Origin of the sequence: Clostridium culturomicium (assembly GCF_000821305.1) — a bacterium.
Lineage (GTDB): Bacteria > Bacillota > Clostridia > Clostridiales > Clostridiaceae > Clostridium_J > Clostridium_J culturomicium.
Window position 1 is genome coordinate 346,360 of sequence record NZ_CCXK01000014.1, and the last position, 20,978, is coordinate 367,337.

A 20,978-nucleotide genomic window follows, 5' to 3' on the forward strand; every position below is an offset into this window, starting at 1 on the left:
CTTCCTCCATCGTAGAGATTTAGAGATTAATCCTCTATCATATAATCTATGGCCATAAGCTCCCCAGGAGATATATTACAATTAGAGTTTATAAACTCTTCAACACTAAACTTGTGTATATCTATATCTACTTCAATTTCAACTAAAGCTTCAATGTCCCTAGTCCAGGCTTCTTGATGCTCCTCAGAAATCTTTAGATTTCCATGTTCATCCTTAACAGTATACTTATCAATAAGCTTTTGTTTCTCTGCATTATAAACCTTAAGTTCACTTTCAATTTTATCTATATTTTTAGCAACTGCATAAGATACCTTTATTGGTAGCTCCATCTGAGAAATCTTACTTAAAGCACCTGTGCTATTTAATATTTTTGAGTTACTTAACTTCATTATTAATACCTACCTTAATTTCATCTTCAACCTTAAACACTTCACTTTCAAATGCAGCCATATCAGCTCTTGCAGCTTCTACGTTTGCATTATATAATTCCTTATTAGTTATAGTTTTAGTTGTATTAGTGTTGTTATTGCCTTCAGTATTTATTGTTGCACTCATGTACACAATTTGTTGACCATTAATTTCTGAAACACCAGATAAAGTAATATTCTTGTTTATTTTTAACATCTCTTACACCATCCTATTTCTCAATAAAATTCATTTTTAAACCACTCCACTTAACTTCTTGTATTTTAGTATCATAAAAATATGCTGGGGCTGTTCTAGCTCCAACATACATTGTTTTTGTAATCATTCCTAATTGTGGATCAGGAAATTCAACCGTAAAAAAAACACTACTTACTGCATTAAGTAATGTTGTCATTTGTGATTGGGTTAATGGACCCCATTCTAAATTTAATTTTCTTTTTACTGCTATTCTATCTCTTATTAAATCACCATTGGCATTTCTATTTGTTTCTCCATCTAAATCTTCAATTGATGGCTCATAAACTTTAGGAGTAGCAATTGCTACCCCATTAACCTCAAGCATATTACCACTCCTTTATTATGTTGGCATTAATGTTATTCCACCTTGTCTTTGCATTTTTCTAAGCTGCTTTAATGCTACTTTTCCAATAACACTTCCATCTATCATAAGAATTAAATCTCCACTATAACTATTATCATAGTTTCCTTGTGGCATTCTTGCTGCAACCTTTTCTGCAAGCTGAGTAATCCACCCAGTATTGTTTTCAAGTGGCATGACTACCTCTTTACCTGCTTCACCAGCTATAAACATTGTTGCACTATCAACTATTCCTCCTCTTGCCAATTTAGGTATTCTTGGTACTGGAAGAGGATTATATCCCCAGAATCCACTAAATGGAGTTATTCCTAAAATACTTATACCTCTTATCTTGTTTAATATGCCATTAATCGAATTAAATGGAATAGCTATAACAGTATTAATACCACTAATAATTGAATTCACTATTGTTTTAAATACTTCAGCTATAGATCCTGTAATTCCTGAAAATATTTTCCCACCTTTTGAGAATAAATTTAAAATCCAATCCCAAGCGTTACTCGTAGTAGTTTTTATACTGCTCCACATGTTGCTAAAAAAGCTTCTAATAGGTTCAATAACTTTAGTGTTAAACCAATTACTTGCAGAGTTCCATATATCCTTAATTCCACTCCAAGCTGTATCACCAAATGATTTTATTTTATCCCACGTATTCCTAAAGAACTCTGTTATGTTATTCCATATATCTGAAACAATCTTCTTACACTCTTCCCATATAGCCTTCCAATCCAAAGTAAATAATTTATTTACCATTTCTATACACCAAGTAAAAAAATCTAAAACTCCACTTATAATAGCCATTATAGTTGTGATTGCTCCTGAAATAATATACACTACTACACTTATTATCGCCGCAAAAGGAGGTCCCAAAATTTCAAATATCCAATTAAATACTGGTTGTAACACATTATTCCATAAGTTAAGAAGTAGCATTGCTACTTGTTCTACACAATCTACAAAAGCTTTAACTAATGGCTTTAACCCATTCTCCCAAATCATAAGAAGTGATGTTACTATAGCATCAAATATAGGTTTTAGAAAACTTTCCCACACAGTAGATACTATTTCCTTTATTCCTTCCCAAGCTTCAATACATGCTTTTCTAAATCCATCACTAGTTTGCCAAAGATATATTAATGCAGCTACCACAGATCCTATAGCTAAAGAAATTAATGTTACTGGTGAAGTTATAAATGACGCTATATTTAAGAAAGCCACACCTATACCTGTTGGAATTGCTTTAATGTTTAATATAAACACCTTTACTGCTTTTAATATCTTAGGGCCAGCAAAATAACTTATAAGTCCAGCTATAAGACCACCAACTACCGAAAGTATTATTTCTTTATTTTGTTTTATAAAGTTTGCTAAATCATTTAAAATTGCTTTAACCTTTAATGCAGCTTTACTTACTCCAGATGTATCTGGCTCTTCATCTAGACCTAAGTCTAAGGCTCCTAAATCCCCAAGACCTCCCCCCATTCCTCCAGAACCACTAGCTCCACCACCAGTAGCATCACTATTTTTACTTAAAGAGTTTATTTCATCAAAACCACCCATAAGCCTGTTAACTTCTTTAGCTGTCTTCTTAGCGGAATCTCCTGCACTGCCAATAGCATCTCCAAAGTCTATTGCTCCTGAAGTCGCATCTGACATACTTCCTGCAATGCTTCCTAATCCTGAACTTTTACCACTACTCTTACCAAATAACGTACTTGTAAATGTTGCGATTGCACTTACAACCCTAGTTATAGCTCTTACTAAAGAATTAAGAATAGGAATAACCACTTGAACTATAGGCATAAATGCCCTTCCAAGTTCTATGCCTAATAGTTGTAAATTGTTTTTAAGTATTCTTACCTGATTAGCTGGACTGTCTAATGTTCTTGCTAAGTCTCCATTCGCTGCACCAGTTTGGGCTAATATTGCTTGATATCTAATCATTACCTTTTCTGAATTAGATAATGAATCACGATATCCATACTGCTTTAATGTATTAGTATCAACTAAAATACCTAAAGCTTTCAGTGGCTCTGTTTCTCCTGTAAGTCCTGCTCTTATCTTATTAAATGCTTCATCACTATTTAAGTTATAGAAAGAAGCCATATCCTCAGCAAGTAATGTTAAATCTTTAGATAAACCTAATGCACTTTCCTTCGCTAACCCCATGGATCTAGTCATATTATATAAAACTGCTGCATTCTCTCTTACTGCATATCCATTTAAACCTAAGCTATTCTGGAGTTCATTAGACCACTCGCGAATATCATCAGTCATACTACCAAACACGGTACCAACCAAACTCTCACTTTCAATGGCATTCATAGCAGATTTTATGCTGTTAACAAAAATCTTACCTAACCCAAGAGCTACGAGGAATTTACCTAACCTAGAGAATATATTTTTAATAGAAGCCACTTGTTTATTAACACTGCTAGTCATACTTTTTACTTCGTTCTGCACTGTCTTAAGCTCTTTCTTAAACTGAGATGTCTGAGCCTCAATAATTACTTGTAATTCTTCTAAGGTCATTTACTGCCTCCTTTCCTTTTAAGCTCTTCATTGTGCCTAAAAGCAAACTCTTCCATTTTAGCTTTATATAATGCTATATCTAATTTTTCTTTTTTAGCCTTCTCTTCTGCAAATAATTCTGAAAAAAACTCCTCGACTGGTGTTATTTTCACATCTGAACTAAACATTGAAGCTACATACTCCCCTATCTGCCTTGCTAAAACTGCATTTAAAGATATATCCTTCTTAATATTAATTAGCTCTTTTTCAGATTCTAACTTCATTCTTCTGTTGTAACTTGCTATTAAATCATATAGCTCCTGCAATGAACTATCCCAAAATAAAGAAGGACTTATATCTATGTCTAAACACATTGGATATAGTCCTTCTATTAACTCTGTTAAATTTTCAAATTCTACTCTAGCATTTCCTGTGCTTTCTCCTGTTGCTCCTCCATCTTCTGTGCTGCTGTCTGAGAAAAAAAACCACTTACTTTATAAATATCCATAAACACTTTTGTGAAAAACTCTAATTGTGATCCTCCACCTTCAATATATTTATCAAAGATATTATCTACATCACTTCTTTTAATTCCAGCATTCCAATCTTTCATAGCAGCATGTGTTATAGTCAGCATAATGCTTAAAGATGGCATTGTTCTAACTGTACCTATAACATCCATTAAACTCATATTCAACTTTTCTTCTAGACTACATACTGCGGATGTTTTAAGCTTAAGCTTATATTCCTCTTCTCCAACTTCCCATATCGCAAATTGTTTCATATTTTATTCCTCCTATATTTATTCTGGATCTGTAACAGAAATTTCGCTTTGTAGTGCCATCTTAAGGGTAAAATCTATAACTCCATTTACTCCACCGCCACCAAGCTTTACACTTACCTGTGCATCCCAAGTAAATGTAGTTCCATCTGGGAATGTTTCTTGGAAACTTAACACTTCTTTTGCATCTGCAGCCGCTCTTAACACTCTATATGGACTAGTTGCACTTTTGTTTTCATATTTAAACTTGAATTCTAAATCTCCTGGATCGCCTATTCCATATTCATACTTCTTAACTGTATCTGATAAGCAAGTATTTTCAACCTTTTCTGGTTCTGCTCCCATCTCTGGAACTTCTTTTAATCCTGTTAAATCTGTATAAGTACCTGGTTCAGAACCCTTCTTTTTGTAACCCAACTTAATTCCATTAGCTAACATCTATATTCCTCCTTTACTGATAAACTAACTGAGTATTATTATCTATAACACCCTCATATCTCATTACTTTATGTTTTAATCCACTTGGATCAGCTACATCTTGGCATAATGTTCTTCTTAAACCTAAAGCAGATACTCTTTTATCTACTTCTAAAGCAAATTCAGAAGTGCTTCTATTATGCCAAATATCAATTTTATACCTTATATAAGACTTATCTTCTTTACCATCTGTAAACTCATATACCTTGTTATCTTCCTCAATATACTGAATAGCGGGTAAATTCGCCCACTCTGATGGATAACTATCACTTACATTAGTACAAATATCTTTTATAGCTTTATACACTTGATCCTTAACATTAATCATTTCTTAACCACCTTTTCTATGGCCTCTTTTAAATCTAACTTTATATTCCCTAATATTTTATCCTCATTATTTTTTATAGCAGGATACATATATGGTTGAGCTGGCTGACCTGCAACATATCGTAATCCCACATCTGGAATATTAGCTAACCATTTATCTTGCTTGTAAGCTAATTCTCCTGGATACTTATCCGCTACTGGAGTAGTTTCTCCAACTCTCCCAGTACCAAATTCAACATAACCAGCATACTCGTTATTAGTAAATACTTTTCCTGTTACCTTACTTGATGATACATTTACATCTGTAAAAATACTTTTTCTTAAGTCCCCTGTATCTACTGGACATAAATCCTTAGCTTCACCTTGAATTAACTTAGTCTGCTTTGATATGCTTATTTCCAGAACCTTATTAACATTTCCACCAAGAGCATTAAGTTTCTTCATTAAAGAATCTATCCCATTTATACTCATAGTATTTTCTCCAGTTCTATTACCTTGTGCGAATATCTCTTTATAGAAATAATCTTATAATCTGGATCACTCTTTTTAGGTGCATAAACACATATACCATCACCTTCTTTTAGATCCAACGGTCCATCATAAAGCATATTAAGAATATAATTTAACCTCTCCCCATAAATCTCTGCTTGTAACTTTCCCGAAGCAGGACTTATATTGGCCATAATATCTATCCCTAAATCCGAGTATCCTTGATACTTTCCACCTTCATTATCTTCACTTATTATTTTCTTCTTAAGATAGTAAGTTTTCTTATTCTTCACTCTCAACTATACTCACCGCCTTGAGTCTTCTATAAGCCTTCAATCTATCCTTAATATGTTCTGGCATTTCATAGCTTACAGATATACCTCCTTCACTTCTAGAGGTTTCTCCTTCACTTCCTAACCTATTATAATAAATAATAGCCAGTTCTCTTTGTATAGCCTCCATTTTAGGTAACATTACGTTTCTATTAGTATAATCTAATATGTCAGCTTCAGTGTCTTCTAATAGCTGATTTAAAAGAGAATCTTCTACACCTGGAAGTCTTAACTTTAACTTTTCTAATTGTGTCATTTAAACACCACCTTATAATACAAAAAAGGGGATTCTCTCCCCTATCTATTTCTATCCTAATACTCTTGTAGCTAATTCTGGATACATTGTCTTATATCCATAAAGCACATCCATAGAAAGCATTTCTTTCTTATACTTCATGTCATATCCTCTTACTACTCTTAAAGTAATTCCATTGTAAGATGTAACATAAGATTCAACTCCTGCTGGTGCAGTTAATGGTCTAGTAACAAAAGCGAATGCCATCGGATTAAATGCTAGGTTAGCAGTATGTCCAGAAACTAATGTTACTACTGTATCATCAGCAATCTCTGGTAACGCTGGATATACTTCTACTGAAGCTATTGCATTAGTAGATGCATCTGCAGTATCTTTTATAACTACATAATTTTTCTTTTTAATAGTTAATATATCACCTTTTACAAGCTTACCTGTTAAAGCCGTTCCATCTATAGCAAGACTTGTTGCTCCTGCAGTAACTTTACCATTTACCTTAACATCTGTAGCTTTTGTAATTCCTGTAGAATGTTGTTTAACACCTTGTGCCATATAGTTATCTAGTCCAAATACCCTACCAATAGAACCTTCTCTTAATGCAGCAGTAGAACCACTCTTTTCAGCATTAACTATTGCATCTATTGTTGTAAAATTAGCATCTGCTTCCGGATCCCATACAGCAACACGCCCTGATACTGGAACTTTATTTGTGTTTAACATCTTTCTTACATTAGCTAAATCAGTAAGTTTGCTTGGAGTTGTTCCTGCTGTACCTACTGCATAAGGTATATCTTTATATAAGAACAATCCATCACTATTAATCTTTTCCGCTAAAGCAACTGCAGCTGGCTCTAAGAATAATCTATTTAGATCATCAACATTAGTAGCTCTTTGAATTGCTCCAAACTCAACATCAACTGTTGCTAGTTTATCTAATGTTACATCTACTGACTCTTCTTTTACATCTTGTGCAGAAGTCCCTTCTGATTCATTAAATTCCTTTGCGGTTAAAATAACTGGTTTTTTCACTTGTATTGTAGCTCCCTTACCAGTTACATATTCTTCACTAAAATCCTTATGGATTAGGTTAGGAAAAACTAAGTTTTCAATTAATCTTGGCAAGATTTGCCTTGCTATTTCCTTTACTGTAATAAATTCATTTCCCATTTAACATTCCTTCTTTCTTTTTTACTTTTTATAAGTAGCTGCATAGTATTCTGCATCACTCATTTTGCTATAATCTGCTTTACTTCCTTGTCCACCCTTAGGAGGATTTCCCCCCCTTAACTTTTCATTTACAGCCTTCTCTACAGCTGATTGGAAAGCTTTCTCTACTGATTCAATACTTTTATTGCATGATTCAGCATCAGAATAGTTAAGTAGATCTACTAAATCCTTTGGTAGGCCTTTTTCTGCTAGAGTCTCATAAGCTTGTGCTTTTAACTCTCTAGTAGTTATTTCTTTTTCTCTCTTCTCCAGTTCAGCTATTCGCTTTTCTTCTGCATACTTTGCTTTCTGTTCTGCATTCATCTTTGCAAGCTTCTCTGCTTCTGTTTTTGCATTTTCAAGCTCTGTAGCTTTCTCTGTTTCCCACTTAGACTTTGCAGTTTCAAGAGCTTTAGCTACTCTCTTATCAAATTCAGATTGATAAAATTTATCTTTAAGAACATCATCAAACGTCTTTGTTTCTGTTCCTTTGCCGTCTTCTCCAGCTCCATCTGTACGAGTGTTACTTGTTCCAGCATCACCAGTTCCTCCATTACCCCCATCAGCTCCAGTGTCTGGTGCTAACATTGGTTGAAATCTGCATAGTGCTAAGTTAACTAAAAATCTTGTGTTTTTCATAAAATCCTCCTTGCCCACTACATTCACTTAAGCCCATAGTGTTCATAAATAAATTTAAGCAGTTTAAAGCCATACTCAGGGCATAATAAAAAGCCTTAGTTTCCTAAGACTTAATTACCTTGCAACCTTGTAGTTTTCCCATTTCTTATAGGCATCTACATACATTTCCTTTTTATCTCCATTATATGTACACTCATAATACATTCCATCAAACAAAGTAGTACTAAGTAATGCTTTATTGTTTTGTAGCGTTTTACAGCTCCATACCATAAATACATCATCTGTTGAAATTTCCTTTTTATCTGTTTTATCTAGATGCTTATTAGTATAGTTACATACCTCTTGTTTACACCATTCTATAAATTCTTTTTCATTCATTATTTAATCTTCTCCTTAATTTTAAGTATAATAAAAGACTTCAATTACATTGTAATTTAGGTTTATTACACCATTTACATCTGTAACCAAAGTCTTTTTGATAAACTATTTCATGTTTATAATTTTTGGTTCTAAATAGTTGTTTATTTTTTCTATTAACCTCATTGTACTCCCCCTTAAAATTGAGCATAATAAAAGCACCTACATAGTAAGTGCTATCTTTGCCCTGGCTTAAATTGTTTACCACAGTTAAGACAAGTTATATTTACCTTTTTAGCTCCTATGTTACCAGCCATTAATCCAAGGCCTCCAGCAACTGAAGCTCCTACAACCGCTTTTCCTACACCATAACCTTTCTTATGAGCTGTTATTGATGTACTTCCACAATAAGGACAACATGCTAACCCTGCTCTGTGAGCTTCTGCTTTTCTCTCATCAATAACTTGCTTTTTAGCATTTACTTGTTGAAGATATTCCTGGCTCTTTTTAAGCTGTTCCTCACTTTTCTTTTTCTCTTTTATTTCATACTCTCTTCTTTTATCTTCAGTATAGATAAATGCTACAACGAATAATTTAATAACATCAAACATCCATCCAAATCCAAATATTCCAAATGTAAATAAGTAAAGTACTCCCATGCCTGCTTTCTTCTCATAAAACTTATGAGCTCCAAACATACCCAGAATTAGACATAAAAAGAAATCTAACTTGTAATTCATATTATCCTCCCCCAAATATTACTTATAATACAATAATATACAAATTCATTGTAAAAGTAAACATAATAAAGCACCTACTTTGTATCTAAGTAAGTGCTTCAATCCTTCTGTATTACTTCATATATATCTTCTCTTTCTATTGTTTCTAATTTGGGTGAGTCAATTTCAACTTCATAAGCCTTTCCATCTGACCATATACCTAATATTGTTCCTACTCTTCCATCTTTAAGCTTTACAATATCACACTCTTTAATATCTTTCATACTCTATATCACTCTCCTTTAATTTATCGATAAATACAGTAGTTAATCTAGGTCCATTATCATCTGACATAACTCCAACCTTAACCTTTGCCTGTTTATTTTTTAATCCTTTAAGAACCATATTCACTTCATACTTTTTACCATGTGGTGTATCCCCCTTAAATATAGCTGGGAATTTACCTATATTATCTTTTATAAGTATATCTAGATCTTTATAGTTATTTATACTATATCCCAATCTACTTTCAAAAGCATCACCTTTTGCTAATCCATTTACATTGCTACCGCCAAATAGATAACTTGTATACTTTCTTTCATCAATATTAAATTTATGAGCATTTTCTAAAATACACTGAGGATTATTCTTAGCCTCGCTCTTAAGTTTATAATTATATTTTATTAGCTTCCACTCATTAATATCATTATACTTCAACTGCCTAAAATCTGTAAATGACTTAGGAACATCTTTTCCAAGGATTTCTTTATACTTACTATATTGTTTTCTATCAGCTGCTTTATTTTTTATCATCTTCTGGAATGTTTCAGCCTTCTGCTCACCATACTTATCTACAACAAACTTTTGATACCATTCATCAAAGTTCATATTTTCAATGATATAGTTCTTGCCCGTCTCTGGATCACGTGCTCTTCTTCTCCTATTCATTCCTTCAAAATATGCCCTTGTTGTACTTCTACACCAAGGATGTAATGGTGGAAGGTTTTCTCCTGGTACTCCTCTGTATACATCGATTACTTTACCATCCATATTCCTACATTGTTTAGAAGTCCTCAAATCTAATGTAGCAACAAATATATACTTATCTATTCCAAGTTCTTTATAACTTTCTAACTCTGCCATATTAGTAACATAAGTAGTCTCTGTTCTAATCAGCCTTTCAGCTGCCATCTTTCCATACTGACTTAAATCAGCTAATTCCACAGCCATCTTTTTAGAACTCTTACCACTCATTAATCCACTTGTTATCACTTCTTCAAGCTTTGCTGCTAATACTTCACTATTTCCCCATACTCTCTCACTGTAGTGTTTTCCACTCCAATTATTCTTAAGTATATCTTCTATAACATTAACAGGCATTGTAGCAAAATCTGTTACAATACCTGTTACCTTTTGGATATCATATATATTCCTATAGTAAGCCTCATTAATATTCTTTATATATCTTAATTCACTCTGTACAAGCTCTACATTAGCAATTCTTTTAGTGTTAATATAAATACTCTCTTTAAGTGCTTCAAGTCTTGTCATTCTTGAATTATAAGCTTTAGCATTTAATTGAGCCATGAGATATCTTTTTAAATTCTTATCTTGAATGCCATTAATCTTACTTCTAATACTTTCTAATTCTAACTTTGGTATTTTCGTATTGAGTAAGTCCTTAGCCTCTGCTATACTCATACCACTATCAGATTGAAACTTATAAAATATCTTTTTGATATCTTTATTAATATCTTCTATAGCCTTATCATAAGCGTTATTGATTTTATAAATAGTCTTATCACTATTTTTGTGATATGAGTTCATTCTAAGATTAGCTCTATCTTTCCAATAGGAACTACTCTTCATTTACCTCACCACTCTTTGAAGTGCTTTTATAATCACCCTCAATATTTTGTTGATTATCTTTAAAATCATAACTTCCAAAGGCTCTTTGCTGATCCTCAACTTTCTTCTTATTTTCCCCTTCAAGTCTTTTTCTTTCTTCTTCAACATCAATTTCACCATCAAATCTTTTAACTCTAGTCTCCCATGATATGAACCCTTCTGTTTCAGCTGCAATCTTTGCAAGGAGTTCTTCATCAACTGGAAGAGTTCTCTTCATGCTAATATCAATGTCATTAGAATTAATATTCTTAGCTTTGATATTAGATATATTAGACATTAACTTAAGTCTTTGCCTTAATCCTTGCTTAAAGTATCTCTCTTTGCTCTTTCCTAACCCCTCAAGGCCTAACAGCTTGTACTTCATTGCAACTCCTGAAGCATTTCCTACAAAGTTTTCATCTGTTAAACATGGGACCTTTGAAAACTCATGAATATCATCTTTAAGTGCCTTTTTAAGTACTTCTGTTTCAGTTTCATTAAGCTGCTTAACTAACCATTTAGCATCACCATTATCATCAAGCTCTATAATCTTATTCTCCATAAGATATTTTACAGTTTCACTTACTTCATCCTTTGTATCTCCAAGAGATTGTCCAACTATAACAAGAAAGGTATCCACTAATTGTTCTTTATCATTAACCCTATCAGATTGAAGCTTATTATAAGCATCTATAAGACTTATTACTCCTTCAAAATCACCCTTAAGTTTCTTATTATTCTTGTACTCTATTATTGGCACATCTCCAAAGTAATGTTGCTCCCTATCTATTTCCATAGGATTACTATCGGACAAATCATTATAAAAGTATTTAATGATCTCTTTATCTGTATAAACATTAACATCATAACCCATAACAGTATCATCAATATTTCTTTTTTCAAAATAAGTTACTGCAAATAATGGCTTATGTTTAACAGTAGTATCGCACACAAGAAAAGTATTTAATGGACTGCTAACTACTAACTCGGGATACGGTACTTCATTATCATTCATAAATAACAATTCATACCCTACCCCCATAATTGAAATATCCATAGCTAACTCATTATTATGACTATCTTCATCTATCTCTGTGAATATCTCATTTAACTCCTCTGAACCTTCTCCAGCATAGCTTATCGGGCTTCCAAATACATATCCTACAGCCATATCTGTAATATATTCAGCATGATTTGCAACTATTTTATTATTAGGTATATTATGATTACTGAATGTTCTACTTAGTATTTTATGCTCTCCATCATAATAACTGTTAAGATGCTTATATCTATCAAGCATAACCTTATGATTATCAATGCATTTGTTTAATAATTTTATTGGTATACTGCCATCTTCATTTAACAGTTCCCTATCTTTATATATCGCCATGGTACTCCTCCTATCTTATTCCTAACTTAGATTTACTTCCTATTCCAATTTTCTTTTTCTTAACAAATTGCTCTGCTATACCTGTCGTTGCATCTGGAGCATCATCATGTTTATTCTTTCCTTCTCTTTGATACCTTGTCATAGCTTTATAATATTCTGGCCACTTATCTCTCCAGTTAGCTGGATAATAAATATGTTCTATTACCCATGTACTATTTGATAATATTCTTGCAATCTTATTTTCACTTTGATGAAACCAATCTATTTTAGTTCTATTACTTCCTAATTCTTGATTAAGTATTCTCTCAACACTTCTTGCAAAACCTCTTCCGCCATTATTTGATTCTATTAATGCTCTATTAACTTGATGCTCTAAATATCTTTTAGCAACTTCTTTTTCAGTTGTTTCCATAGGTTCTTTAGTATAGTAAACATCTAATATATAAGCCTCTTTGTTATACTCTCCGTAGATTATATTACATAAATTATCATCTCCAGTATCAGCAGTGTCACAATAGGCTTTAATACCTGTAAATAAAGATTTACCACCTTCATCTTTAGGTATATCAGTATAAGTCTTAAAGCTTGGATATAAACATCCTTTTAAATCTATAGGTTCTTGTTGATAGTTTGCTGAAGCAATATCTTCTCCCATAGCTTTCTTTTTATCCTCATAAGACTTTCTACTTAAAACTTCTTCACAAAGCATAGTTCCATCATCTTGTAATGCTTTCATACTAATATGTTTAATCCTTGCACCCTGTTCCTTATAATGCTCTAATGCTTTTCCTGCTAAATCATCACTGGCCCATCTAGTCATAATGATTATTATTTTCCCACCTTCTTCAAGTCTTGAAAGCATTGTGTTAGTAAACCAATCCCAATGTTTCTCTTTCACGCCCTCGTTATAGGCTTCCTCTGCATTTTTGATTAAGTCATCTATAATCATAAGAGAACATCCAAATCCTGTAGCTGTTCCTGTTGGCGATGTTGCTAGATAGTTATTATATCCACCTTCTAATGACCAAAGGTTCATAGCTCCATCACCACGCTTTATAGATACATTAGGAAATACATCCCTAAATACTGGTTTATATTGGTCGGCCTTTTCTTCTTGAATGCTATTCCTAACATTCTTAGAAAACATAGTTGAAAGAGTTTCATTGTATGATCCTGTCATTATCTTTTGTGATTGGTCTTTTCCTAACACCCACTCAACAAATAATCCTGCCGTTCTGCTCTTTCCATGTCTAGGTGGTTCATTTATGATTAAAACATCATCATCTCCTTCATAAAATGCTTGAAGGTCATTGCACAACTCTACTAAGTATCTTCTATCTTCTTTATAAAAATCAGGTGCTTTTAAATTGCAATAAAAAAAGAACTCACGTCTTGCAAGTTCTATCTTTGCTCCCAACCGTATTAACTTCTTATCCATTATCTTCATTAGCTATCTTTAGTAGCTGCTCTCTAGTTAACCCTTCATAAGGATTATTTATATTTCCTGTAACCTCTACTTTATCTTTAAACATTCCTAGGTGCTTTCCTAATAGCTCCAGGGCTTTAACCTTATCTGCTGTTTCTATACTTATACCAAACTTAGTATTTTTTATTGCTGTAATAGCTTTCTTCTTATCTTCTGAAAGATTATCGGTTATTTCTAACTCAACATCTTTATAAAAAACTTCTTTTTCATCTATGATTTCCTTGCCATCAGCACTATATATAGGCTTCATATAGGATTTTTCAACTACTTTTGCAAAGTCTGAACCTTTAGCAAATGCAATAGCTGCTAGCTCTTCAATTACTTTGTCTTGTGTTATTTCAGTTCTTTGAACCCTATCTTTCATCCTTTTGTTTAAATATTCTTGTATCTGAGGTTTTCTGAGGTTGTCAGCACCTGTTCTATATGCTGTTTTTTCTTTGTATCCCGCCCTAATTGCTGCTTGAGTAGCATTAAGGTCTATTAAATATTCTTCTACAAATCTCTTTTGCTTTTCTGTTAACTTGGCCATAATGCCACCTCTTTTTCATATAAAAAAAGAGTTCTATTAAGAACTCCATAATTAGCTACAATAAATTTTATTTTATTATTTATTTTGATTAGTTACAGTTTTTGATTCATTATAAGTATCAGTTAATTGTTGTATAGGTGAATTATATGGTTTAGCCCAACCTTTGTTTACAGCTAGTTCTGTAAGTGCAGTGTGACCTCCAACTATTTGACTTAATCCTGCAGAATATATGGCCCTTAACTCTGGAGTACTGCTTGTTAAAGTAGCATTAAGATATGCATCAGCTGCAGCTTTTCCAGAAGAAAGCATATTTGTAGATATAACTTCATCATTAATATTAACGTTATTTTTAATTAGGTTTCCAATTATATTTGACATTCCATTACACCTCACTTGAATCTGTTACTTGATTTTCAGTAATAAACTGCTGTAATCCTTTTATTCTACCTTCTGATGCTAATGCACTAGATTCACCTTGGCTTTTTAGGTTTTCATCTGTTATTAATGCATTCACCGCTCTTTGTACAATTAATCCATCTTGCTCCATCTTTAATAGTGACGTTAAAGATAGTACTTCTGCTTCTGAAAGCTTTCTCATATTTTTACCTCCTTTAAATATAATTTATAAACGATTATATTATGTGTTTTTAGAAGGCTAATATTCATGTTAAATCTATCCAATCAGGTTGTTTTTTATCTCAAGTTCCTAATAATTAAAAGACACCTATATTTGTATAGATGTCTTAATATAGGGTTAATCATGGATTGGGGAACTTCATTTGTTCTATGATAATAGCTTACATATTGTTTCAGATATAATCTATAGATTTATCCGTATATTTTATATGTATTTTTCTATAAATATTATACGTGATATTCTTTCAATTATATCAGAATTTAAGTATCTGCAATAATCACCCGTTAATCCTAATATCTCACCTATTGCATTCCATGACTTAATTCTTTTAAAGTACCTTAAATTAATTATTTTAAATTCACGTTCACTTAAAGGCTCCAATGCATTCTCAACTTTCTTAATTTCAATTTGCTTATAGCTTAACTCTTCTTGTAACTTTCTTATTTGAGTTTCCCTTATTATTATTTCATTTTCAACTATTGAACTAAACTTATTAGTTGGAGCTGCTTTCTCTTCATAGGTAATTGATGAACATCCTTTATATTCCCTCTCCATTGATTCTATTGACAGTTTAATATTCTCCACTTCTGCAACTAAAGTTTTATATCTTCGTAATACATCCTCTGTTTTTCTAAATAGCTCTTTCTCCATCAAATTCCCTCCAACTCAAACTCAACTCTCTCAAGCTCTTCCGTCCACTGCTTAATTACTTTTAACTCTACTACCTGACTATCATCCTCATATGCTATTTTATTTAATGAGTCCAAGATTATTTTAGCTACATTATCTGAATCCGGTTTCTTCTGTGGATACTCTAATCCTTCTCTTATAGCTTGTACACGTTTTTTAGTATAGCTCTTAGGTACTTTATAGTAAGCGGTTATCTTTGCTCTTACTGATCCTTCAAAATACCTTCCATCCTGTTCCTGATAACATAGCCTAACCCAGTTCTCATATTGAATAGTATCTCCAGGTGTAAACGCTCTTCCAGTTTTAGTGTTGTACCTTGGCCTAGCTTTACCCTTTATCTTCCCCTCTACTGTTATCATTCTCTCACTTCCTTCGTTAAATCTACGAATTACAAAATAAAAAATACCGCATATTCAACTTTGAATAATACGGTATTTTCATCAACTTAATATTTAATTCTATCTTAAGAATATTTAATAATTACTTATTTAATTTATTCGATAAACTGGAATTTATAGTGTATCAATATATTGCTTTGCCTGTACTAAATCCATAGAAGTAACTTCTCTTAACTTTTTAACCGCTTCAACTTCTTTCCCACTATTTTTTAGATGAACTATATATTCTTTTTCTTCATCAGAAATAAAATATGTTGCTAATTGCTGATTTCCAGTTTCTTTACACAAGGTATCAATCTGTATCTGTTGAGATTTCACTTGCTTTTTTAATTTAGTGATTTCTATATAAAGTAAGATTCCAATAATAAACATTAAAGTTAACATCCCATATTCCACAAATTTCACATCCTCCACAAATTCTAATTTATCAGTTAATAAAAAAGCTGATAACTCATATAATAATACAACTATGAGTTAATTATAACATATTTTTTAATACCGCACTATTCAATTTTCAAAGATCAAATTTCACTATTTAATTCGCAATATCTATGAATTGCGAAATAAAAATACCGTATATTCAGTTTTGAATAGTACGGTATGTTATATCATTTATAAATATTTAATTTTATTTTCATAAATTTTAAGTTACTTAAAAATTCTCTTTTATAAATTGATTACGTATGTAAATATTACTGAAGTTCCTAATAAAATAGCTAAATCAATCAAAGCTAATTTACTCTCTTTCTTTATGATTGCTATTACAAGAGTAATAATACTTACTATAATATTAGTACAAGCTAAAATAATATTAGTAAATAATCCAGTAAAAAGTATAGTTTCTAATAGATATAAACCTGTAATAATAAATAGAATAGTGTGCATTATTTTATTCAATTTACTCTTGTTCGTAAAAATATTATTAATCATAGTATTTTACCTCCTTATAATATTAATATTAAAAATTGTTTAAATATTTATTTACATATTATACTATATAAATACCGTACTATTCAATTTTCAAAGAACAAATTCTCTATTTAATTCGCAATATAAACAAATTGCGAATAAAAAATACCGTATTATTCAGTTTTGAATAGTACAGTATTCCATATGATTTAATATTTAATTTTTCTTCATAATAATCTAAGATTGTTCTTCAATAAATTTAACAAATAAAGAACTTATTAATACAACCACTATGCAGTACCCTAAATACATTATAATTACATAGTAGCTAAAAATATTTATTAAATAAATTTGAAAAAATACTGGCAACGCAAAAAGTATAGAAATCGTTAATCTATATAAGGCAGGAACCTTATACTTTTTTTGCAGTTTTTACAGATTAACTTATAACACATAATGGCTTTTAAAATATCCTTATATGAAAATTTCTGTTTACATTTAGCACATGTCATAATATTTCTCCTTTTTAAACTTAATAAAAAATATAATACTATTATGAAACAATTGTAACATATATTGTAAACACTGTACTATTCAATTTTCAAAGATCAACTTACGTAATTAATTCACAATGTAAACACTACCAACAGTAATTAGTATTATATTTTTCATTGTATTGCTGCAATAACTTATGACATTTAAGACTATACCCTTTGGCTTCTTCTTCATCTTTACAAGCCTTATAAGTAAATTTAGTGCCTTTCCTAGTTGTCTTACCTTGTTTTTTTACTATAAATCCTCTTTTAGTTTCTAGTGTATAAGCCACTAAAATAGCCATATCATAATTTTTAGTATCATTCTTCATCATATCTAAGTTAATCGTTTCGAATTCCTTTTGGAACTCCATAACAACTGCATAACTCATTACTTCACTCCTTCGTATCATAAACATTCTCAAATCTGTGATCTATGCATATTTCACTTTCCTTACCTTACTTCTATGAAAAGCTGTGTGTTTATTGTCAAAAATACAGTTTATTGTATCTCCCCCGTTATAGATCCTTGTGATAACTCCCTTGTAAATTTTCTTATTAAATTCTACTTCCACGCTTTCACCAACTTTAAAATCTTCATTTATGATTTCATCAGCTGCAGTTTTCACCCTAACATCTTCCTCATCATAAACAGCTTGTACACCTTTATAATCAAGTACCCAGCCCTGCTTATTTATGCCAATAACTTTACCTGCAGCTATAGCTATTATATTTTCATCACCTTTACGTTTTAGTACCTTTGTTACTTTGTCCTGAATTGCTAACAATTTCTCTTCCTGGAGTTCGTTCGGCTTCATGTCATCTTTGTAATAAATGATTTTATCCATTGGAACTAATGCTATTCTCTTATCATACGAAAGTTCTATAACTCCATCTTTATTAATACAAATAGTTTTATAGTTTTCTCCAAATATGAACTCTACTAACAAACTACCACTACATAATAACGTTATCCTTGATAAACTCTCATTTTCCATAACTTTATTTTTTTCTAAGAATCGTTGCTGCTTATCTGTTACTATAAACTCTTTCTGCACTTTCTCACTTTTGGTAACCTCTTCTACAAGTGATAAGCTTGTAATCGGATTGCTTATTTCTGTTATATTTTCTTTGATTTTCGTAACCGAAACATCATTTATCGTAATTTTAATGTCCCATAATGACATCTGACCTTCAATTTGATTTATGCCCTTTTGAGGCCTAGTTTTTCTTCTTAACATAATACTGAACCTCTATTTATCAATTGATTTTCATATGAGAATACATTGTTGTAGCTGCACCCTCACATGAACTACCTTTTACTAGAATGGCATATCTGAATCATCTTCTATTTCAGTCATACCACCATTCCCAAAATAATCACCTGGTATTGTATTATCTTGTTGAGCTTGTCCTTGCTGCTTATTTTCGTAATCTAAGAAAATTATTTCTTCTGCTATAACTTCTGTAACATATCTTTTGGTTCCATCTTTGGCTTCATAGTTTCTAGTCTCAATTCTGCCAGCAACAGATATTAAATCCCCTTTCTTCTTATAGTTAGCTACACCTTCACCAGTTTTACCCCATGCCACTATTTGAATAAAATCAGCTTGTGGTTGTCCTTCTTTTTTATACCTTCTAGATACTGCAAGTGTGAATGTTGTTACTGATGTTCCAGTAGGTGTAAACTTTAGCTCCGGATCCTTGGTCAATCTTCCGATTAAAACTACCTTGTTCATCTTTCATCCTCCTATTTTGGTATTTCCATCAACTGCTCAATATGAATATTATAAAATCTATACCCATATTGGTCCTGATGTTCAAATAAATAATCCTCTGGCTTAAATCCTAGTTTAGATAAAAGCTTTTTCTGAGCTCTTGTTAATTTCCTTAGATGCTTCATTATTTCACCGCCCTTCTAATATCCTTCTGCTTGTCTCTTGTAGTTCTCACTATGTTTTTTAATATAAGCATGTTCTATGTCCTCCGATGTCATTTTAAGACTATTGGCAACGGATAGGAGCATATGAAGTACATCTGCAAACTCATCATGTATTCTTTCTGTGCTTTCTGGACCCTGTTCACTCCAATATTTAAAACATTTAGTTGCATTTGCGAGTTCTGAAACTTCTACACTTAAAGCTAATAACTTTTTATCTAAAACAACTTTATTCCATAAATCTAACTCTTCTTGATTGTCTAGTCCTGTTGATATGTGAGCTAAATACCTATCAAAAGACTTCTGCATTTTTAGTAAATCTTTAATTTTCAACTCTTTATTTTCCATGTCTTCTCCCTGTAAGCTTTGCATATGCTGATAAATCTATCATTGGAACTGTATATACAATTCTGCTTGCCTGCTCTTTGGTTGTTTTGTTTATATCTCTGGTACTTTTATCTATCTTACTTTCCAACCTTTCACTTATACTTTTTATGTCATCTCTTACTCTTTTATTTGCCTCTATATATTCATCATCACAAGCAGCTATTAGTTCTTGTAAATCAATAAACTGTTCATTAGCTCTATGTTTAACATTCAAATCGTGACGTCTAATTTCTTGAACAACATCATTACTACTTGAAGTTATCTTTTCTGCTAATGCAACAAAAGCTTTTTCTTGAAATTGTGCTTTTTCTACTATAGTTTTAATAACAGACTTATACCTTTCATCTGAAACATAATTCTGCTTGTCTATTCCCTTCTGTAAGCTCTCCAATTTCTTTTTTAGAGTAATAACACTCATGAAGTGAAAAACAACTAATAAACCTATCGTAATTAAAATTAAGCTTGTCTCCATTTTAATTTCCTCCTAAATTCTTATTTTTATATTCTTGTACTTCTTTTTTACACGTTCTTACAAACAAGTTATAAGCAGCTATAAGAATTATATTTAACAATATGCTTGCTCCTAATAACACATCTTTCATAATCTATCACTCCTTAATTTGAATCATAATTTATTTATATTATTAATTATTAATCATATATAACATATTTCTTAAACCACAAATCTGTATATTATTATTGCTATTACGCAAAATAAGTTTGAAAGGTGGTTGTTATATGAAAAAAATTGCTACTATGTTATTAATTTTAATGACCTTAGTATTTAGTACATTTATTGTAACTCCCGCATTTGCTTCCAATACATTTAAAGAGGGTGTTTATAAAGCAGCTGATTTTAATTTTTCAGCAAATGAAACTTATATAGTTCAAAATTTCTCACCAACTTATAGTGTTTACATTACTCTTTATGATGAAAATCAACTTATAATACAATCTATTCGTCTGCAACCTAATTCAGATAAATATAATTTGATTCCCCTTAAACCTGAATATAGAATTGTAATAGTTGGTAACGGTGAAGTATTTATTGACAAAGGGACACAATAGAGTGTCCCTT

34 protein-coding genes are annotated in these 20,978 nt (G+C 31.6%); 1 reads left to right on the forward strand and 33 read right to left on the reverse strand.

From position 1 onward, the window contains the following. Positions 1 to 26 precede the first annotated feature (26 nt). The 33 genes from BN1075_RS05565 to BN1075_RS22330 all read right to left on the reverse strand — a co-directional run bounded on the left by BN1075_RS05565 (position 27) and on the right by BN1075_RS22330 (position 20,502). The gene (locus BN1075_RS05565; protein ID WP_040192086.1) at positions 27 to 389 is read right to left on the reverse strand and encodes a hypothetical protein; all 363 of its coding nucleotides are present in this window, start codon (positions 387 to 389) and stop codon (positions 27 to 29) included. Continuing rightward, entirely contained in the window at positions 376 to 624 is a 249-nt protein-coding gene (locus tag BN1075_RS05570) for a hypothetical protein (protein ID WP_040192087.1), read from the reverse strand. The genes BN1075_RS05565 and BN1075_RS05570 overlap by 14 nt, the downstream gene beginning before the upstream one ends. A gap of 13 nt (positions 625 to 637) precedes the next feature. Next, positions 638 to 988, reverse strand: a complete 351-nt coding sequence (locus BN1075_RS05575; RefSeq protein WP_040192088.1) for a DUF6711 family protein — start codon at positions 986 to 988, stop codon at positions 638 to 640. 15 nt (positions 989 to 1,003) lie between these two features. Then, positions 1,004 to 3,556: a hypothetical protein gene (locus BN1075_RS05580; protein ID WP_040192089.1), complete on the reverse strand. Its 2,553-nt coding sequence runs from the start codon at positions 3,554 to 3,556 to the stop codon at positions 1,004 to 1,006. Further along, the gene (locus BN1075_RS05585) at positions 3,553 to 3,909 is read right to left on the reverse strand and encodes a hypothetical protein (RefSeq protein WP_040192090.1); all 357 of its coding nucleotides are present in this window, start codon (positions 3,907 to 3,909) and stop codon (positions 3,553 to 3,555) included. The genes BN1075_RS05580 and BN1075_RS05585 overlap by 4 nt, the downstream gene beginning before the upstream one ends. A 41-nt stretch (positions 3,910 to 3,950) precedes the next feature. After that, positions 3,951 to 4,319 carry a DUF6096 family protein gene (locus BN1075_RS05590; protein ID WP_040192091.1) on the reverse strand — a complete coding sequence of 123 codons (369 nt, stop codon included), beginning with the start codon at positions 4,317 to 4,319 and terminating at the stop codon, positions 3,951 to 3,953. An 18-nt stretch (positions 4,320 to 4,337) separates the two neighbouring features. Continuing rightward, on the reverse strand, positions 4,338 to 4,754 hold the full coding sequence (locus tag BN1075_RS05595) for a phage tail tube protein (RefSeq protein WP_040192092.1): 417 nt from the start codon (positions 4,752 to 4,754) through the stop codon (positions 4,338 to 4,340). A 13-nt stretch (positions 4,755 to 4,767) separates the two neighbouring features. Then, complete coding sequence (locus BN1075_RS05600) at positions 4,768 to 5,121, reverse strand: hypothetical protein (protein WP_040192093.1); 354 nt, start codon at positions 5,119 to 5,121, stop codon at positions 4,768 to 4,770. Then, the gene (locus tag BN1075_RS05605; RefSeq protein WP_040192094.1) at positions 5,118 to 5,591 is read right to left on the reverse strand and encodes an HK97-gp10 family putative phage morphogenesis protein; all 474 of its coding nucleotides are present in this window, start codon (positions 5,589 to 5,591) and stop codon (positions 5,118 to 5,120) included. The genes BN1075_RS05600 and BN1075_RS05605 overlap by 4 nt, the downstream gene beginning before the upstream one ends. Then, a complete protein-coding gene (locus tag BN1075_RS05610) occupies positions 5,588 to 5,908 on the reverse strand; it encodes a hypothetical protein (protein WP_040192095.1) in 321 nt (106 codons plus the stop codon). The genes BN1075_RS05605 and BN1075_RS05610 overlap by 4 nt, the downstream gene beginning before the upstream one ends. After that, entirely contained in the window at positions 5,892 to 6,197 is a 306-nt protein-coding gene (locus BN1075_RS05615; protein WP_040192096.1) for a phage head-tail connector protein, read from the reverse strand. Before BN1075_RS05615 ends, BN1075_RS05610 begins: the two co-directional genes overlap by 17 nt. Positions 6,198 to 6,248: 51 nt before the next feature. Then, positions 6,249 to 7,361: a major capsid protein gene (locus BN1075_RS05620; RefSeq protein ID WP_040192097.1), complete on the reverse strand. Its 1,113-nt coding sequence runs from the start codon at positions 7,359 to 7,361 to the stop codon at positions 6,249 to 6,251. 21 nt (positions 7,362 to 7,382) lie between these two features. After that, positions 7,383 to 8,039, reverse strand: a complete 657-nt coding sequence (locus BN1075_RS05625; RefSeq protein ID WP_052406408.1) for a DUF4355 domain-containing protein — start codon at positions 8,037 to 8,039, stop codon at positions 7,383 to 7,385. A gap of 114 nt (positions 8,040 to 8,153) precedes the next feature. Continuing rightward, positions 8,154 to 8,417, reverse strand: coding sequence for a DUF6275 family protein (locus BN1075_RS05630; protein WP_040192098.1), 264 nt, complete (start codon positions 8,415 to 8,417; stop codon positions 8,154 to 8,156). 215 nt (positions 8,418 to 8,632) lie between these two features. Continuing rightward, a complete protein-coding gene (locus tag BN1075_RS22105; RefSeq protein ID WP_235777760.1) occupies positions 8,633 to 9,136 on the reverse strand; it encodes a TM2 domain-containing protein in 504 nt (167 codons plus the stop codon). 98 nt (positions 9,137 to 9,234) lie between these two features. After that, entirely contained in the window at positions 9,235 to 9,399 is a 165-nt protein-coding gene (locus BN1075_RS21485) for a DUF4926 domain-containing protein (RefSeq protein ID WP_148315462.1), read from the reverse strand. After that, positions 9,386 to 10,984, reverse strand: coding sequence for a minor capsid protein (locus BN1075_RS05640; RefSeq protein WP_052406409.1), 1,599 nt, complete (start codon positions 10,982 to 10,984; stop codon positions 9,386 to 9,388). Before BN1075_RS05640 ends, BN1075_RS21485 begins: the two co-directional genes overlap by 14 nt. Beyond that, positions 10,974 to 12,392, reverse strand: coding sequence for a phage portal protein (locus BN1075_RS05645; protein WP_052406410.1), 1,419 nt, complete (start codon positions 12,390 to 12,392; stop codon positions 10,974 to 10,976). Before BN1075_RS05645 ends, BN1075_RS05640 begins: the two co-directional genes overlap by 11 nt. Positions 12,393 to 12,402: 10 nt before the next feature. Then, positions 12,403 to 13,830 (reverse strand): phage terminase large subunit, encoded by a 1,428-nt coding sequence (gene terL / locus BN1075_RS05650; protein ID WP_040192397.1) that lies wholly within the window; start codon positions 13,828 to 13,830, stop codon positions 12,403 to 12,405. Further along, positions 13,823 to 14,407 carry a terminase small subunit gene (locus tag BN1075_RS05655; RefSeq protein ID WP_040192099.1) on the reverse strand — a complete coding sequence of 195 codons (585 nt, stop codon included), beginning with the start codon at positions 14,405 to 14,407 and terminating at the stop codon, positions 13,823 to 13,825. The genes terL and BN1075_RS05655 overlap by 8 nt, the downstream gene beginning before the upstream one ends. A 75-nt stretch (positions 14,408 to 14,482) precedes the next feature. Then, the gene (locus BN1075_RS05660; RefSeq protein ID WP_040192100.1) at positions 14,483 to 14,785 is read right to left on the reverse strand and encodes a spore coat protein; all 303 of its coding nucleotides are present in this window, start codon (positions 14,783 to 14,785) and stop codon (positions 14,483 to 14,485) included. Positions 14,786 to 14,789: 4 nt separating this feature from the next. Further along, complete coding sequence (locus tag BN1075_RS05665; RefSeq protein ID WP_040192101.1) at positions 14,790 to 15,005, reverse strand: hypothetical protein; 216 nt, start codon at positions 15,003 to 15,005, stop codon at positions 14,790 to 14,792. Between the two features lie 243 nt (positions 15,006 to 15,248). Then, a complete protein-coding gene (locus tag BN1075_RS05670) occupies positions 15,249 to 15,695 on the reverse strand; it encodes a hypothetical protein (protein WP_052406411.1) in 447 nt (148 codons plus the stop codon). Then, a complete protein-coding gene (locus BN1075_RS05675; protein WP_040192105.1) occupies positions 15,695 to 16,093 on the reverse strand; it encodes a RusA family crossover junction endodeoxyribonuclease in 399 nt (132 codons plus the stop codon). The genes BN1075_RS05670 and BN1075_RS05675 overlap by 1 nt, the downstream gene beginning before the upstream one ends. Positions 16,094 to 16,246: 153 nt before the next feature. Next, complete coding sequence (locus tag BN1075_RS05680; protein ID WP_040192106.1) at positions 16,247 to 16,528, reverse strand: 50S ribosomal protein L7/L12; 282 nt, start codon at positions 16,526 to 16,528, stop codon at positions 16,247 to 16,249. Between the two features lie 270 nt (positions 16,529 to 16,798). Next, positions 16,799 to 17,062, reverse strand: coding sequence for a hypothetical protein (locus BN1075_RS05685; RefSeq protein WP_040192107.1), 264 nt, complete (start codon positions 17,060 to 17,062; stop codon positions 16,799 to 16,801). Between the two features lie 619 nt (positions 17,063 to 17,681). Further along, positions 17,682 to 17,966, reverse strand: coding sequence for a hypothetical protein (locus tag BN1075_RS05690; protein WP_040192108.1), 285 nt, complete (start codon positions 17,964 to 17,966; stop codon positions 17,682 to 17,684). 42 nt (positions 17,967 to 18,008) lie between these two features. Further along, positions 18,009 to 18,815, reverse strand: coding sequence for a hypothetical protein (locus tag BN1075_RS05695; RefSeq protein ID WP_040192109.1), 807 nt, complete (start codon positions 18,813 to 18,815; stop codon positions 18,009 to 18,011). 81 nt (positions 18,816 to 18,896) lie between these two features. Beyond that, entirely contained in the window at positions 18,897 to 19,313 is a 417-nt protein-coding gene (locus BN1075_RS05700; protein ID WP_040192110.1) for a single-stranded DNA-binding protein, read from the reverse strand. Positions 19,314 to 19,324: 11 nt separating this feature from the next. Then, positions 19,325 to 19,477 carry a DUF6906 family protein gene (locus BN1075_RS21490; RefSeq protein WP_156132764.1) on the reverse strand — a complete coding sequence of 51 codons (153 nt, stop codon included), beginning with the start codon at positions 19,475 to 19,477 and terminating at the stop codon, positions 19,325 to 19,327. Between the two features lie 15 nt (positions 19,478 to 19,492). Then, positions 19,493 to 19,861 carry a dUTPase gene (locus BN1075_RS05705; protein ID WP_148315463.1) on the reverse strand — a complete coding sequence of 123 codons (369 nt, stop codon included), beginning with the start codon at positions 19,859 to 19,861 and terminating at the stop codon, positions 19,493 to 19,495. Continuing rightward, complete coding sequence (locus BN1075_RS05710) at positions 19,851 to 20,372, reverse strand: hypothetical protein (protein ID WP_040192112.1); 522 nt, start codon at positions 20,370 to 20,372, stop codon at positions 19,851 to 19,853. The genes BN1075_RS05705 and BN1075_RS05710 overlap by 11 nt, the downstream gene beginning before the upstream one ends. A gap of 1 nt (position 20,373) precedes the next feature. Continuing rightward, positions 20,374 to 20,502 (reverse strand): hypothetical protein, encoded by a 129-nt coding sequence (locus tag BN1075_RS22330; protein WP_268871534.1) that lies wholly within the window; start codon positions 20,500 to 20,502, stop codon positions 20,374 to 20,376. A 136-nt stretch (positions 20,503 to 20,638) separates the two neighbouring features. Between BN1075_RS22330 and BN1075_RS05715 the strand changes: the two genes are divergently transcribed. Next, a complete protein-coding gene (locus BN1075_RS05715; protein ID WP_040192113.1) occupies positions 20,639 to 20,968 on the forward strand; it encodes a hypothetical protein in 330 nt (109 codons plus the stop codon). Positions 20,969 to 20,978: the final 10 nt, after the last annotated feature.